The 14,275-nt window shown below is 66.7% G+C and carries 12 protein-coding genes; 3 read left to right on the forward strand and 9 right to left on the reverse strand.

The window, feature by feature from the left end:
• Window positions 1-337 precede the first annotated feature (337 nt).
• The 3 genes from ACUN9Y_RS01785 to ACUN9Y_RS01795 all read left to right on the forward strand — a co-directional run bounded on the left by ACUN9Y_RS01785 (window position 338) and on the right by ACUN9Y_RS01795 (window position 3,920).
• Window positions 338-1,180: a phosphogluconate dehydrogenase C-terminal domain-containing protein gene (locus tag ACUN9Y_RS01785; protein ID WP_445458952.1), complete on the forward strand. Its 843-nt coding sequence runs from the start codon at window positions 338-340 to the stop codon at window positions 1,178-1,180.
• 122 nt (window positions 1,181-1,302) lie between these two features.
• Window positions 1,303-2,571: a ribulose-bisphosphate carboxylase large subunit family protein gene (locus ACUN9Y_RS01790; RefSeq protein ID WP_445458953.1), complete on the forward strand. Its 1,269-nt coding sequence runs from the start codon at window positions 1,303-1,305 to the stop codon at window positions 2,569-2,571.
• Entirely contained in the window at window positions 2,568-3,920 is a 1,353-nt protein-coding gene (locus ACUN9Y_RS01795; protein ID WP_445458954.1) for a four-carbon acid sugar kinase family protein, read from the forward strand. Before ACUN9Y_RS01790 ends, ACUN9Y_RS01795 begins: the two co-directional genes overlap by 4 nt.
• Window positions 3,921-3,937: 17 nt before the next feature.
• On the opposite strand, the gene ACUN9Y_RS01800 is transcribed toward ACUN9Y_RS01795, so the two are convergent.
• The 9 genes from ACUN9Y_RS01800 to ACUN9Y_RS01840 all read right to left on the reverse strand — a co-directional run bounded on the left by ACUN9Y_RS01800 (window position 3,938) and on the right by ACUN9Y_RS01840 (window position 14,176).
• Window positions 3,938-4,636 carry a nucleotidyltransferase family protein gene (locus ACUN9Y_RS01800; RefSeq protein WP_445458955.1) on the reverse strand — a complete coding sequence of 233 codons (699 nt, stop codon included), beginning with the start codon at window positions 4,634-4,636 and terminating at the stop codon, window positions 3,938-3,940.
• Complete coding sequence (locus ACUN9Y_RS01805) at window positions 4,633-5,634, reverse strand: XdhC family protein (RefSeq protein WP_445458956.1); 1,002 nt, start codon at window positions 5,632-5,634, stop codon at window positions 4,633-4,635. Before ACUN9Y_RS01805 ends, ACUN9Y_RS01800 begins: the two co-directional genes overlap by 4 nt.
• A gap of 272 nt (window positions 5,635-5,906) precedes the next feature.
• Complete coding sequence (locus ACUN9Y_RS01810; protein ID WP_445458957.1) at window positions 5,907-7,136, reverse strand: mandelate racemase/muconate lactonizing enzyme family protein; 1,230 nt, start codon at window positions 7,134-7,136, stop codon at window positions 5,907-5,909.
• A gap of 106 nt (window positions 7,137-7,242) precedes the next feature.
• Window positions 7,243-8,211, reverse strand: coding sequence for an NAD(P)-dependent oxidoreductase (locus ACUN9Y_RS01815; RefSeq protein WP_445458958.1), 969 nt, complete (start codon window positions 8,209-8,211; stop codon window positions 7,243-7,245).
• An 83-nt stretch (window positions 8,212-8,294) separates the two neighbouring features.
• Window positions 8,295-9,371 (reverse strand): tartrate dehydrogenase, encoded by a 1,077-nt coding sequence (locus ACUN9Y_RS01820; RefSeq protein ID WP_445458959.1) that lies wholly within the window; start codon window positions 9,369-9,371, stop codon window positions 8,295-8,297.
• Window positions 9,372-9,567: 196 nt separating this feature from the next.
• Window positions 9,568-11,028, reverse strand: a complete 1,461-nt coding sequence (locus tag ACUN9Y_RS01825; protein WP_445458960.1) for an aldehyde dehydrogenase family protein — start codon at window positions 11,026-11,028, stop codon at window positions 9,568-9,570.
• A 37-nt stretch (window positions 11,029-11,065) separates the two neighbouring features.
• Entirely contained in the window at window positions 11,066-12,340 is a 1,275-nt protein-coding gene (locus ACUN9Y_RS01830) for a TRAP transporter large permease (protein WP_445458961.1), read from the reverse strand.
• Window positions 12,337-12,987: a TRAP transporter small permease gene (locus ACUN9Y_RS01835; protein ID WP_445458962.1), complete on the reverse strand. Its 651-nt coding sequence runs from the start codon at window positions 12,985-12,987 to the stop codon at window positions 12,337-12,339. Before ACUN9Y_RS01835 ends, ACUN9Y_RS01830 begins: the two co-directional genes overlap by 4 nt.
• Window positions 12,988-13,159: 172 nt before the next feature.
• The gene (locus tag ACUN9Y_RS01840) at window positions 13,160-14,176 is read right to left on the reverse strand and encodes a TRAP transporter substrate-binding protein (RefSeq protein ID WP_445459084.1); all 1,017 of its coding nucleotides are present in this window, start codon (window positions 14,174-14,176) and stop codon (window positions 13,160-13,162) included.
• Window positions 14,177-14,275: the final 99 nt, after the last annotated feature.

The raw sequence follows: 14,275 nt of genomic DNA on the forward strand, positions 1-14,275 counted from the left end.
AAGGTCTCATTTGACACCACCGCCAACTTATCGTGTCATCATACCAGTTGACGAGAATCTGGCGAACCCTGGCGAACCCTGGCGTGCTCGGGCCAGCCGGACCGGCCTCGTCGGTAGCGCGAACGCCACCGGCGGCGGCGAGGGTCTGCACAGCGCCGCGGCGAGTGATAAAGAAAGCGCCGCGGCGAGTGATAAAGAAAGCGCCGCGGCGAGTGATAAATACAGCGCCGCGGCAAGCGACGAAAGCATCGGCGCCGGCCTCTGGCCGTGCTACCCGCCGCCATGGCCTGCCAGCCCACGAAAGCGAACGTCCCTTCCCCTACCGCGGAGACTTTTCATGACCACGATTGCCCTGATCGGTGCCGGTGGCAAGATGGGCACCCGCCTATCGCGCAACCTGGCCCAGTCCGACTACCAGGTGCGCCACGTCGAGGTATCTGACGCCGGTCGCCAACGCCTTAAAGACGAACTGAACATCGACTGCATCGCCAACGGCGAAGACGCGGTCCAGGGCGCGGACGCGGTCATCCTGGCGGTGCCGGACACCCTGATCCAGAAGATATCCCATGCCCTGTCACCGCATATCGCCCCGGGCACCATGGTGATCTGTCTGGATGCCGCCGCCCCCTTCGCCGGCCACCTGCCGAGTCGCACTGACCTGGTCTATTTCGTTACCCACCCCTGCCACCCGCCGATCTTCAATGACGAAACCACCCTCGAGGCCAAGCGTGACTATTTTGGCGGCAGCCACGCCACCCAGCATATCGTCAGCGCGTTGATGCAGGTGGATGCCGATCGGCACGAGGCCATGTTCGATCAGGGCGAGGCCATCGCGAAGGCGATCTACGCCCCCGTGGGGCGCACCCATCGGGTCAGCGTCGAACAGATGGCATTGCTCGAGCCGGGGCTGTCCGAGACGGTCTGCGCCACCTTGCTATCGGTCATGCGCGAGGCCATGGACGAGGTCGTGGCCCGCGGTGTATCCGAGCAGTGCGCTCGGGACTTCCTGCTCGGCCATATGAACATCCTCGGCGCGGTCATCTTCGACGAGCAGCCAGGCGCCTTTTCGGATGCCTGCAACAAGGCCATCGAGAACGGCAAGCCGATGCTGATGCGCGATGACTGGAAGAAGGTGTTCGAACCCGATGCCATCGCCGACAGCATTCGTCGCATCACCTGATAACGCCGCAGCGCCTGCGTCCAGCTCCTCTCGGGGCCCCGGCCGAACCGGTTGGCGACGCGGTGACACCTCGAGTATCGCTACCACGCGGTGAGCCAAGACAAGGCGACCCAGGAGGCTCCATGAGTGATCGCATCACAGCACGCTATCTGATCGAGACGCCCTTCGACCTGGAGGCGGCCTGTGCGGTGATGGCCGGTGAACAGTCCTGCGGCACCTTCACACGGCTCGCTGCGGAAACCGATGAACTGCGCGCGGCCCACGCCGCTCGGGTCGAGTCCATCGATCCTCTGGACAGCGCAAGCTCCCCCGCCCTGCCCATGCCGACGCGCCCCCAGCCAGCGGGCACGCAGTATCGTCGCGCCCTGGTCACGCTATCCTGGCCGGTGGACAACCTCGGGGCATCACTACCGACCCTAGTGGCGACGGTCGCCGGCAACCTCTATGAGCTTAAAGAGTTTTCCGGCCTGCGGCTGATGGACCTTGAGCTGCCGCGAGCCTTCGCCGACGCCTATCCGGGCCCCCAGTTCGGCATCGAGGGAACCCGGCGACTGACCGGCATCGCCCAGGGGCCCTTGATCGGCACCATCATCAAGCCGAGCGTCGGACTCTCGCCCAGCGCCACCGCCGCCGTGGTGCAGGATTTGCTCGATGGCGGCGTCGATTTCATCAAGGACGACGAACTCCAGGCCAACGGCCCGCACAATCCGCTCAAGGCCAGGGTCGATGCGGTGATGCCGCTGGTGCACAAGCATCAGCAACGCACCGGGCGCAAGGTGATGGTGGCCTTCAACATCACCGGCGACATCGATGAAATGCGGGAACACCATGACTACGTGGCGGCCGCCGGGGGCACCTGCGTGATGGTCGCCCTCAATGCCGTGGGCCTCGCGGGCGTGGTCCACTTGCGCCGCCACAGCACCCTGGCCATTCACGGCCACCGCGCCGGGTGGGGCATGCTCAGTCGCGCCCCCCTGCTCGGCATGGACTTTTCCGCCTACCAGACCCTATGGCGCACGGCGGGCGTCGACCATCTTCACGTCAACGGCCTGGGCAACAAGTTTTCAGAAGCCGACGCCAGCGTGATTCGCAGTGCCCAGGCCTGCCTGGCGCCGCTGTTCCCGCCGGATGGCCCGGCCCACCGCGTCATGCCGGTGTTCTCCTCGAACCAGACCGCCTGCCAGGCGCTGGACACCGTCGAATCCCTCGGTGGTGTCAGCGATCTCATCGTCACCGCCGGGGGCGGCATCATGGCCCACCCCGACGGTATCGCCGCCGGCGTGCGTAGCCTGCGCCAGGCCTACGACGCTGCCGCCCAGGGCGTCAGTCTGCGCGCCTACGCCGAGCACCATCCGGAACTGGCCGCGGCCCTGAAGACCTTCTGTCCATGAGTGACCTTCTGCCCATGAGCGACCTGCTGCTGAGCTACTATGGCGATGATCTGACCGGCTCCACCGATGCCCTCGAGGCCCTGGAGAGTCGCGGTGTGCCAAGCGTGCTGTTCACCCGCCTCCCCACCGCTGCCCAGCGCGCGCGTTTTCAGGACCGACGCGCCCTCGGCCTGGCCGGCACCAGTCGCAGCGAGTCCAATGCCTGGATGCAGCGCGAGCTGACGCACGCCTTGACGTGGCTCAAGGCCCAGGGCGCCCCCTTGAGCCACTACAAGACCTGCTCGACGTTCGACAGTGCACCGGATACCGGCAGTATCGGCTGCGCCCTGGAGATCGGGCGCGAAGTGTTCGCCCGCGCCTCGGTGCCTATCGTGGTGGGCGTCCCGCAGATGCGCCGCTACACGGTGTTCGGCGAACTCTATGCCGCCTACCGTGGCGATATCTACCGCATCGATCGCCATCCGGTGATGGCCCGCCATCCGGTCACGCCCATGCGCGAAGCGGACCTGAGACGCCATCTAGCGGCACAGACGTCGTTAACCGTCGGCTTGATCGACCCCCCGACACTGGCCGCGGACGATGTCGACGAGCGGGTAACGCAGTGTCTCGCGGACCACCCCGCGGTGCTCTTCGACGTCCTCGATAGCGCCCATCAAGCCGAGGTCGGACGCCAGCTTTGGCGCACGAGGCCCCAGGGCGGAGGCTTGATCGTCGGCTCATCCGGGGTCGAATACGCCCTGCTTGGCGAATGGCAACGCCAGGGCATCATCGGCGAGGCACCGAGTTTTTCGCCCGTCGCGCCGGTGGAGCGCATCGCGGTGGTCTCGGGCAGCGTCTCGAGCACCACCGAACGCCAGATCCGCTGGGCCGAGGCACACGGATTCGTCCGGCTGGCCCTGGACGCCGAGAGGCTCCTCGACGACGCCAGCCGCGAGACGTTGCTGGAGGACGTTCGCGAGCAGGCGCAGACTGCCCTGGCGAAGGGCCACAGCGTCATCGTCCACACCGCCCTCGGCCCGGCGTCCCATCAGGCGACACTGGCAAGCGAAAAAGCCCGCCACACCATCGGCAAGACCCTGGGCGAACTGCTCGGTGAACTGATCCGCGACCACGCTCTGAGCCGAGCCTGCGTCGCCGGCGGCGACACCTCGAGCCATGCCATCGCGGCGCTGAACATCCACGCCCTGACGGTGCGCCAGCCCCTGCCGGACACGCCGGGTTCACCGCTGTGCACCGCCTACAGCGACGACCCCGCCTTCGATGGCCTGAACATCGCCTTCAAGGGCGGCCAGATCGGCGAGGATGATTTTTTTGGCAGGATACGACACGGCCAAGCGCTACCCACCTGACGCTCGCCCTGGCGGTTTCACGCGCGTGTGATGGGCTCGTCCAGATCCATCACGACCCCGGGATCGTCGACCGCAAGCGTTCGACAGGCTTTCGGGTTGGCCTTCAACACCTCCCTGGCGCCGTCATCGCCGCTGAGTGAGCAAAGCGCAGGCCACAGGTCTCGGCCGAAGATCACCGGATGGCCTGGCTGGCCTTGGTAAATCGGCCGCAGGATGGTGTCGCGTCGGGCTTGTCTTGTCAGCTGCTGACAGGTGCTGGCCCCGATCCAGGGCATATCGCCGAGCCAGACCGCGGCGGCTGCCAGGGTGCGATGGTCTGGCGAGGCCGATAGCCAACGGAAGGCGTCGGCCAGGCTATCGCCGAGGCCGCCCTCGGATGCCGAGGTCGTTATCCAGTGACAGGACGCGGCGGCGGCGGCGACCCCGTCCCTCGCCTCGCCTTCCCCGCTCGCATCACCCAAGCCAGCGCCCAAGCCGGCGTCCAGCCTCAGTCCGAGCCGTCCTGGACTCTCGCCCCGGCGCAGCACCAACAAGCACTGCACCGATAAAGCCCGCGCCGCCGCGAGGCTTGCCCCCAACAGCGTCTGGGTCCCCGCCAGCCGAACCAGGCGCTTGTCGTCGGGGCCGAAGCGCCGAGAGCACCCCGCCGCCATCACCAGCGTGATCAAGGACGCCGACGCCTCGTCCTCGGGGGCCTCGTCGCACCGCTCGCTCATACTTCCTCGCGCGTTTTTCCTCGGCGCACCCTGACCACGTCGGCCATGACCGCGAGCGCGATCTCCGCCGGGGTCTTGCTGCCGAGATTCAGGCCGATAGGCATGTGCAGGCGGGCGATCTCGGCGCCAGTCAGGCCGCCGCTGCGAGCCAAGCGCTCGGCGCGGGCACGGGAGGTCTTGAGTGACCCCATCGCGCCGATGTAGAACGCCGCCCCCTTCACGGCCTCGATCATGGTCAGGTCGTCGAGTCGCGGATCATGGGTCAGGGCCACGATCGCCGTGGCGGCGTGACAGCCACCCTCGGCGATAAAGCGTGACGGCAGCAGTGCGACCTTCTCCACCCCCGCCAGATCGGCGCCCTCGAAGACGCCTTCTCTGGGATCACAGACGATCACTTCGAAGCCGAGGCCGACGGCAAACCCGGCACAGGCTTCGGCCACCGGCGACATGCCGGCGATCAAAAGCCGTGCCACCGGACCGACCCGCAGCAAGACCTCGGTGTGCTCACCCGTCGCCGTATCACGAGCGAAGGCGACTCGCTCCCCCAGGCCATCATCGTCTTTCAGCGTCACCGAACCGCCATCCAGCGGCACTCGGCGACGCAGCGGGAGATGCCCTTCCAGCGCCTTGGCAAGCGCTTCCAGGTGAGTCTCGCTGTCGGCGCCCGGATCGAAACGCTCGACCAGCACATCCAGTACTCCGCCGCAGGGCAGCGACGGCGCGGGAACATCCCCACCTTCGCCGTAGCGCACTCGGTGAAGGCGCACCCCGAGCGCGTCACCGAAGCCACCCGCCGCCAGGCGCTCGAGAAAATCCTCCTCGACGCAGCCGCCTGACAGCGAGCCGATATGCCGTCCATCCCGGGTCGCGGCAAGCCAGGCACCGGGCTCCCGCGGCGACGAACCGAAGGTAGAGAGCACCGTGGCCAGCCAGACCGTCGAGCCCCCACGCGACCAGGACAAGGCTTGCCGTATCACGCTCAGGTCGAGATGCTGCATGGTGTCTCCAACAAGGTTTGGACCGCCTCAACGGGCGATCATCGCAGTCCGAGCTCCAACCATCAAAGCACGATGGCCCGGGCAAGGCCCTGGCGAGTGTCGAAACTGCGCAGAGAACCCGGGCCAAACGCCCGCCGACTCAGCGGCCGACGGCTGTCGAGCAACCTCCAACGGCAGCGAATCGTCGCGTACGCGTCGTCCCCCCGGAGGCAAGGCGACTCGCCGACAGCGGCGCCCGGAGATGAGCGCGTCGCCTGGGGACAGGGCCGGCGTCAGCCACGCAGCTGACTGACCCGAACGCTCAGCGCATCGCTGCCGGCCGCGAGCAGGCGCTCATCGAGCGTTACCCCAAGCCCCGGCTTACCGCTGACACGGATTCGGCCGTGCTCGATCACCGGCAGCCCCTCGACGCAGTCGCCGTACCAGCCGTAGTAGAAGGCCCGGGTGATCTCCTGTTCGGCCACATTGGGTAACGCCATGGCCAGGTGGGTCGAAACCGCAAGCGTCACCGGTCCCGAGCAGTCGTGAAAGGCAATCGGCCGAGCCTGGGCTTCGGCCAGGGCCGCCGCCTTGCGCGCAAAGGTCACCCCGCCGCCCCAGGTAACATCGATGATCGGTGTGTGAACCCGGCCGACGTCGATAAGATCGCGCAGTTGGCCGAGCCCGCCCAGGGTCTCGCCGCCGGCGATGGCAACGCCGGTATCGGCGCCGAGCTCGGCGAGTTCGCGTGGTCGATCCATCCAGATGGGGTCCTCCACCCAGTCGGGCTCCAGCGGCGCCAGCGCTCGGCAGATGGTGCGGGCGGTGGTCAGACTCCATAGCCCATGCAGCTCGGCCTTGATGCGCATACGATCGCCGTGCACCCGACGGATCTCCTCGAACGGCCAGAGGGCCCTCTTAAGGTCGGCCGTCGAGATATCGACGCCGTCTCGAGCGCCATCGGCGAAGTCGAAGGGCCAGATCTTCATCGACGAGATGCCCATGTCGAGCAGCTCGGCGGCAAGCTCGGCCGGACGCGTCAGGAAGGCGTCCAGGTCTTCAAAGCGCGGCGCCTCACTCTCGCTCGGCCCACCGCCCTCGCCAAGACCGAAGTTGCCCGGACGCACGTCGGCAGACTTCGACACGTAGTCGGGCCCGGCGCAGGTGTTGTAGACCCTGACGCTGTCGCGGCTCGCGCCACCCAACAGGTCATGCAGCGGCATGCCAGCGCGCTGCCCGGCGAGATCCCACAGCGCCACGTCCACGGCGGACAGCGCCCGGATCTCGGCGCTGGTGCCGGTGAAACCGACGTAAGGGCGCATCTTGCGGTGCAGCGCCTCGATGCGCGTCGCGTCCTCGCCCAGCAGCAGGTCGGCGAGGCGGCCATGCACATCGGCCTCGATGGCGTCACAGCCGAACCAGCTCTCACCGAGGCCGATCAGGCCATCATCGGTATGCACCCTGACCCAGATCAGCGACGGCTTGGCGGCGGGCCGCAACGTCTCCAGCGTGACGATCTTCATCGCGAGTCTCCTAGCGTACTTGCCGCGGTCCTTGCGGCATGCCGCCGCTTCTCGGTGCCGCCTGAACGGGCAGCGTATCTCGTCTTTTCACCTCGGGCGGCTCCGTTCAGGCCCCTTCCTTGAGCAGTGTGACGAGCTCCGGTACCAGGCGCTCGCCGTGGCCCTGGTCATTGACCTGGCGATACAGCGAGGCCACCGCGTCGGCCACGTCCTTCGCGGCGTCGAGATCCCCTGCCATGGCCTGGTAGTAGCCCACATCCTTGAGCGAGTTGGCCAGGCTGAAACGAAAGCCGGACGGATCATCGCAGGCGATAAAAGGACGCAGGCGTTCCAGTACCACCCCGCCGCCGCCGCCATTGCCCAGCACCTCGAGCAGCACCGCATCATCGATCTCGGCGCGTCGCGAGGCGGCCACCGCCTCGGCGAGCACCGCGGTGAAACCCAGCGAGACGAAGTTGTGCAGAAGCTTGAGCGTATGCCCCGAGCCCACCGGGCCGCCATGAGTGATGTGCTCCGAGAAACTCGCCAGCAGCGGGCGCACGGCATCAAACAGCGCCTCGGGAGCCCCGACGATCAGATTCAAGCGGCCTTCGGCGGCCTCCTTGGGCGTGCGCGTCATGGCCGCATCCATGAAGCGCCCGCCGGCCGCAGCGACCCGTTCGGCGATGCCCCGGGTGGAGCTGGGGATGGCAGTGGAGCAGTCGATGATGACCTTGGCGTCGCCGATGGTCTCTTTACCGTCGCCGATGCCCTCTTTACCGTCGCCGATGCCCTCTTTACCGTCGCCGATGCCCTCCCTGCCATCGCCGATACCCTCGATCACCCCACCCTCGTCGAACAACACGCTCTCGACCTGAGGGGTACCGGTGACGCACAGGATGACGACCTCGGCCGCCGTTGCCACGTCACGCGGGCGCGCCACGGCGGTGGCCCCCTTGGCGCGAAGGTCGTCGGTCGGCTGGTTGCCGGGATGGTCGAGGAAGGTCAATCGGTGGCCGGCACGCAGCAGGCTAGTCGCGATGCCGTGGCCCATCAGGCCGACCCCGATCAGGCCGACGTGGACATGCTTGCTCATGGTCTCAGTCCTTTGTTGTAAAAAAGCCAATCGCGCAGGCTTCGGGATGCGCTGGCGATAATCGAAGCAGCGCCGGAGCCAACCTAGCCCGCCATCAGGGCGTCGCGAATGGCGTCGCCAAGCCCCGCGGTGGTGCCGCGGCCCTTCATGTCCGGCGTCAGCACCTCCTTGTCGCCCGTCGCCAGCACTCGCTCGATGGCGCCAAGCAGCGCCTCGGCGGCGGCCTTCTCGCCCAGATGCTCAAGCATCATGGCGCCGCACCAGATCTGGCCCACGGGGTTGGCGATGCCCTGGCCGGCGATATCCGGGGCACTGCCGTGAACCGGCTCGAACAGACTCGGAAATTCGCCGCCAGGATTGATATTGGCCGAGGGCGCGATGCCGATGGTACCGGTGCAGGCTGGCCCCAGATCAGACAGGATGTCGCCGAACAGGTTGCTCGCCACCACCACGTCGAAGCGATCGGGGTTGAGCACGAAGTGGGCGGTGAGAATATCGATGTGATACTGATCCATCGCCACCTCTGGGAACTGCGCCGCCATGGCTGCCGAGCGTTCGTTCCAGTAGGGCATGGAGATCGACAGCCCGTTTGACTTGGTGGCCGAGGTCAAGCGCTTGCGTGGGCGGCTCATGGCAAGTTCAAACGCGTACTTCAGTACCCGGTCGACGCCGACTCGTGTCATCAGGGTTTCCTGCAACACGACCTCGCGCTCGGTGCCCTCGAAGGCTCGGCCACCGAGTCGCGAGTACTCGCCTTCGGTGTTTTCGCGCACCACCAGAAAGTCGATGTCGCCGGGCTCACGCCCCTTGAGTGGGCAATCGACGCCCGGCATCAGCCGGCAGGGGCGCAGGTTGATGTACTGGTCGAACGCGCGGCGAAACTTGAGCAGCGAGCCCCAGGCCGACACATGATCGGGCACGGTGTCCGGCCAGCCCACCGCGCCGAAGTAGATCGCGTCGAAGGGGGATAGAATCTCGAACCAGTCATCCGGCAACATGTCGCCGTGTTCGACATAATAGGCGCAGCTGGCGAAGTCGAAGGCCTCGAAGGACAGGTCGATGTCGAAGCGCTGCGCCACCGCCTTGAGCGCCTTGAGGCCTTCCGGCACCACCTCAAGGCCGATGCCGTCACCGGCGAGTACCGCGATACGATAGGTCATGCTCTGCTCCCGACGGCCAAACCGTCTTCTGGCCTCACCAAGGCGAGACCGTGCTGTCCGATCGAAGGCCTACCGAGACAAGGCCTTCTCGTTGTAGATCCGTGCACCGACCGGGCGTCACTGCACGGCGGTGAGGCGATGGCGGTGCGAGGCCCCGGCGTGGCCGACGCCGCGCTGGCGTACCGGGGCCTCGACGTCAGTCGTGACGAATGGCCACGGTCTTGATGCGGGTATAGCTTCGCAGGCCTTCGAAGCCCTTCTCGCGACCGTGTCCGGAGCGCCCGACGCCGCCGAAGGGCAGCTCGACGCCACCGGCGGCGCCGTAGTTGTTGACGAACACCTGCCCCGAGCGAATGGCCTTGGCCAGGCGCAACTGGCGCCCACCGTCTTTCGTCCAGACCCCGGCACACAGGCCAAAGTCGGTGGCATTGGCCAGGCGGATGGCGTCGGCCTCATCCTCGAAGGCCTGAACCGCCAGCACCGGACCAAACAGCTCCTCGCGGCTGACCGCATGGCCTTCGGGGATTTCGGTCAGAAGGTGCGGCACCACGAAGTGACCGCCCTGGGGCGCGCCCTCGGCGAGGCGGCCCTTGGCGGCGATGCGGATACCGTCGTGGACCGCGGCGTCGATCAGACCCATGACCTTGTCGCGCTGACGGGCATTGATCAGCGGCCCGCAGTCGGGGTCGCGCTCGCCGGCATCGCAGGACAGCGCCTCGAAGCGTGCCGCCAGCGCCAGCACCACCTCGTCGTGAATACTGCGCTCGACCAGCAGGCGACTGCCCGCCGAACAGGTCTGGCCGGCGTTCTGGATGATCCCCTTCACCACCGCGGCGAGTGCCGCCTCGCGATCGGCGTCGGCGAATACGATCTGCGGTGACTTGCCACCAAGCTCCATGGTCACCGGCACGTGGTGCTGAGCCGCGGCCTGGGTGACGTGAGTGCCGGTCTCCGGCGAGCCGGTGAAGGACAGATGATCGATGCCGGGATGCGAGGCCAATGCCGCCCCCGCCTCGCGGCCGAGACCCGGTACGACGTTCAAGGCCCCTTCCGGCAGTCCCGCGTGGACCGCCAGGGAACACAGGCGCAATACGCTAAGACAGGCGTCTTCGGCGGGCTTGAGCACCACCGTGTTACCGGCCGCCAACGCCGCCGCGACACAGCGCCCGAAGATCTGCGCGGGGTAGTTCCAGGGAATGATCTGGGCACAGACGCCGAAGGGCTCGCGCAGGGTCATCACCGCATAGTCGCCGTCATAGGGAATGGTCTCGCCGTGCAGCTTGTCGGCGGCCCCGCCGTAGAAGCGAAAGTAGCGAGCGCAGGCGGCGATATCGCCCTTGGCCTGGGTCATGGGCTTGCCGGTATCGCGACACTCGAGCTCCGCCAGCACGTCTCGGTCGGCCTCGATGGCGGCGGCGAAGGCCAGTAACCACTCGCTGCGCGCCCTCGCGGTGAAGGTGGACCAGGCCCCGAGCTCGCCGCTGAAGGCGGCTCGGGCCGCCGTCACCGCGGCGTCGACATGCTCGGCCTGGCCGCGGGCGATGCGAGCGATACGCTGCCCCGAGGCGGGACTCATTACCTCGAGGGTCTCGCCGCTGTCCTGCCACTTGCCGCCGATCAGCACACCCTCGGGCGGCACCAGGGACAACTCACTCATGTCACTTCTCCTGCACGGGTCGAAAGAGGCTGGCGACTCAGTAGAGCAAGTCGACCAGGCCCAGGGAAATCCAGGGCAAATAGGTAATCGCGATCAGGCAGGCCAGCACCACCAGCACGAAACGGGCGAGCCAGGGAATCAACTGATCGATGGACAGCTTGGCCACCGCACAGGCGGCAAACAGGTTGACCCCAAGCGGCGGGGTGAACATGCCCAGGGCCAGGTTGACCACCACGATCAGGCCGAAGTGCACCGGATCGATGCCGTACTGCACCGCGATAGGCGTGAAGATCGGTGCCAGCACCAGAATCGCCGCCGATGTCTCGACGAACATGCCGATGATCAACAGCATCACGTTGACCGCCAGCAGGAAGGTCACGGGGCTCTCGAAGATCTGGGTGACCCAGCCGGCCACCTCTCGGGGCAATCCCGACCGACTGATGAGAAAGCTGAACAGCGCCGCCGCCGAGATGATCAGCATCACCGTGGCCGTGGAAATCACGCTCTGGCGCAGAATCGGCAGCAGCTCACCGAGCGGCAGCTCCCGGTAGACGAGCCCGCCGACGATCAGCGCATAGAACACCGCCACCGCCGAGGCCTCGGTGGGCGTGAACACCCCGCCATAGATGCCGCCGATGACGACCACCGGCATGAACAGCGCCGCCCAGGCACGCCGAAAGGCCACCGGGAAGCTCTCGCGGTCGTCGCGGTCACGCAGGCCATAGCCGCGCACCTTGCAGAACAGGTACAGGAACAGCAGCAACGCGCTGCCGATCAGAAGCCCCGGCCCGATCCCGGCAATGAACAACCGCCCGATCGAGGTGTCGGTGCTGACGCCATAGAGAATCAACGGGATCGACGGCGGAATCAGCACCCCAAGCTCCGCCGACGAGGCCTGGATCGAGGCCGCTAGCGGCCGCGGATAGTCATGGGCGACCATGGCCGGAATCAGGATCGAGCCGATGGCGAAGGTGGTCGCGACGCTAGAGCCCGAGACGGCCGCGAACATCATGCAGGTCAGCACGCAGGTCATGGCGAGCCCCCCCTGCAGGCCACCGACGATGGACTTGGCCAGATCCACCAGGCGCTGCGAGATGCCGCCGGCGGCCATCAGGTTGCCGGCGAGGATGAAGAACGGAATCGCCATCAGCGGGAAGTTGTCGATGCCGACGAACATCTGCTGCGGCACCATCAGCAGCGGAAAACGGGTGAAAAACTCGATACCGATGATCGATGCCAGCAGGATCGACACCGCGATGGGCACGCCGAGGGCGAACAGAATGACCAGTGACAGGCCAATGGCGGCGTTCATGGGCGCTCTCCCTTGTTGGCACGACCCGCTGACGGCGGCGCGCCAGCCCGGACACCGGGATCGGCCCCTGTCGGATCATCTTTACGGGCCCTGGGGGCAGGCGTCTCGTCCTGCGCCTGAGCGGCACCATCCCCGGTGACGGGAGCTTCGGCGTCCACCACACCGATGGTTTCACGACCGCACAGCTGAGCCGTCAGACGGGTCACCACCGACAGCAGCGAGAAGGCGGCACCAATGGGGATGGCGGCGTAGATCCAGGCGATGGTGATGCCGACGCCGGACAGGGTCTGGCTGCGTACCCGCAGCGTCATCTGGGTGCCGTAGATCACCAGCACCAGCAGCACGATGACGCAGCACGTCGCGACGAAGACTTCCAGCGCCTTGAGGCCACGCTGGGGCACGATCTTGTAGATCACCTCGACGGCCATCATGTAGCCGCCACGGAACGTCGCCGCCGCGCCCATGAATACGCACCAGATCATGGTCGAACGTGCCATCACCTCCGACCAGGTCGATGGCGCATCGAAGACAAACCGGGTCAGCACCTGGTAGAAGCCCAGGCTCACCGAGGCGATCAGCATCGCCACGGCCACCCACAACGCCAACTGCGAGATGCCTCGCTCCAGGCGCAGAAAAGCATCGAGCATGGTAGATATCCTCCTGGTCGGTGCCGCACGCGTCGCTACGCCGGCGACAGCCTGTCGGCACCCTGCATCACACTCCCGCGCCAGGCCCGCCGGCCGCGGGCCACCGGCTTGAGACAAGCCGGCCCGTGGGCCGCGGCCGCTGAACCGGGCTCAGCGCGGGAGTCGCGGGCGATCAGGCTCCGCCGCAGTCGCTGGCGCGGATGCGATCCAGCATCTCGCTGCCATACTCGTCGGTGTAGACCGAATAGGAGGGCTCGACCGCCTGTTGGAACTGCGACTTGTCGATATCCTCGACCACGGTCATGCCCTTGGCCTTGAGCTCCTCGACGCCCTCGGTCTCGAGCCGAGAGACCATGGCACGGGTGGCCTCGGCACCCGCCTGAGCGGCTTGTGTAAACCACTCCCGCTGCTCATCCGAGAGGCCGTCCCACAGGATCGGGGAGGCCAGCATGATGGCCGGCGAATAGACGTGACCGGTCAGCGACAGGCGATCCTGCACTTCCCACAGGTTGCCGGTGAGAATCACCGAGATCGGATTCTCCTGCCCGTCCACGGTACCTTGCTGCAGAGCGGTGAAGAGCTCGGGGAAGGCCATCGGCGTCGGGTGCACGCCCATCTCGTTGAACGCCGCCATGTGCATCTCGTTTTCCATGGTGCGGATCTTGAGGCCGGCGGCGTCTTCTGGCGTCTTGATATCCCGCTGGCTGTTGGTCATGTGACGAAAGCCATTCTCGGTCCAGGCGAGTCCCACCAGATCGTGCTCGCCGATCATGTCGAGCAGGTCCTGGCCGATCTCGCCGTCGAGCACGCAGCGGGCCTCGGCGTAGTCCTTGAACAGAAACGGCAGGTCGAGCACGTAGGTCTGGGGCACGAAGTTGCCAAGCGGCCCGGTCGAGGTGATCACCGCGTCGATGGTGCCAATCTGCAGGCCCTCGATCATGGCCCGCTCGCCGCCGAGGGCACCGGAGGGTTGCTCCGCCACGCTGAACTCGCCGTCGGACAGCTCCTCAAGCTTGGCCTTGAAGGCATCGACGCCCGCGGAATAGTGCGAGCTGTCGGAGGTGGTATGGCCGACCGTGATGGTCTGGGCCGCGAGCGCGGACACAGACAGCCCGGACAGGGCGATACCGGCGACCCCCGCGGTCAGGGTGGCGCGGATGGCGGCGGGGAGGACTTGGCGTGCAAACATCGTCATTGTTGTTTCCTCTTGGTCGGGATGACGCTTTTCGGGTCGTTACGCTATTGTCACCAGGTGCTTTCGAGGCCCAGACGCTGGGCCGGTGTGCTG

This window comes from Halomonas sp. V046, assembly GCF_052645355.1.

Bases quoted from the DNA above. Each gene is read 5' to 3' on its own strand.
- ACUN9Y_RS01785 (WP_445458952.1), top strand. From the start codon at position 338: ATGACCACGATTGCCCTGATCGGTGCCGGTGGCAAGATGGGCACCCGC.
- ACUN9Y_RS01800 (WP_445458955.1), bottom strand. From the start codon at position 4,636: ATGAGCGAGCGGTGCGACGAGGCCCCCGAGGACGAGGCGTCGGCGTCC.
- ACUN9Y_RS01790 (WP_445458953.1), top strand. From the start codon at position 1,303: ATGAGTGATCGCATCACAGCACGCTATCTGATCGAGACGCCCTTCGAC.
- ACUN9Y_RS01820 (WP_445458959.1), bottom strand. From the start codon at position 9,371: ATGACCTATCGTATCGCGGTACTCGCCGGTGACGGCATCGGCCTTGAG.
- ACUN9Y_RS01835 (WP_445458962.1), bottom strand. From the start codon at position 12,987: ATGCTCGATGCTTTTCTGCGCCTGGAGCGAGGCATCTCGCAGTTGGCG.
- ACUN9Y_RS01815 (WP_445458958.1), bottom strand. From the start codon at position 8,211: ATGAGCAAGCATGTCCACGTCGGCCTGATCGGGGTCGGCCTGATGGGC.
- ACUN9Y_RS01810 (WP_445458957.1), bottom strand. From the start codon at position 7,136: ATGAAGATCGTCACGCTGGAGACGTTGCGGCCCGCCGCCAAGCCGTCG.
- ACUN9Y_RS01825 (WP_445458960.1), bottom strand. From the start codon at position 11,028: ATGAGTGAGTTGTCCCTGGTGCCGCCCGAGGGTGTGCTGATCGGCGGC.
- ACUN9Y_RS01795 (WP_445458954.1), top strand. From the start codon at position 2,568: ATGAGTGACCTTCTGCCCATGAGCGACCTGCTGCTGAGCTACTATGGC.
- ACUN9Y_RS01830 (WP_445458961.1), bottom strand. From the start codon at position 12,340: ATGAACGCCGCCATTGGCCTGTCACTGGTCATTCTGTTCGCCCTCGGC.
- ACUN9Y_RS01840 (WP_445459084.1), bottom strand. From the start codon at position 14,176: ATGTTTGCACGCCAAGTCCTCCCCGCCGCCATCCGCGCCACCCTGACC.
- ACUN9Y_RS01805 (WP_445458956.1), bottom strand. From the start codon at position 5,634: ATGCAGCATCTCGACCTGAGCGTGATACGGCAAGCCTTGTCCTGGTCG.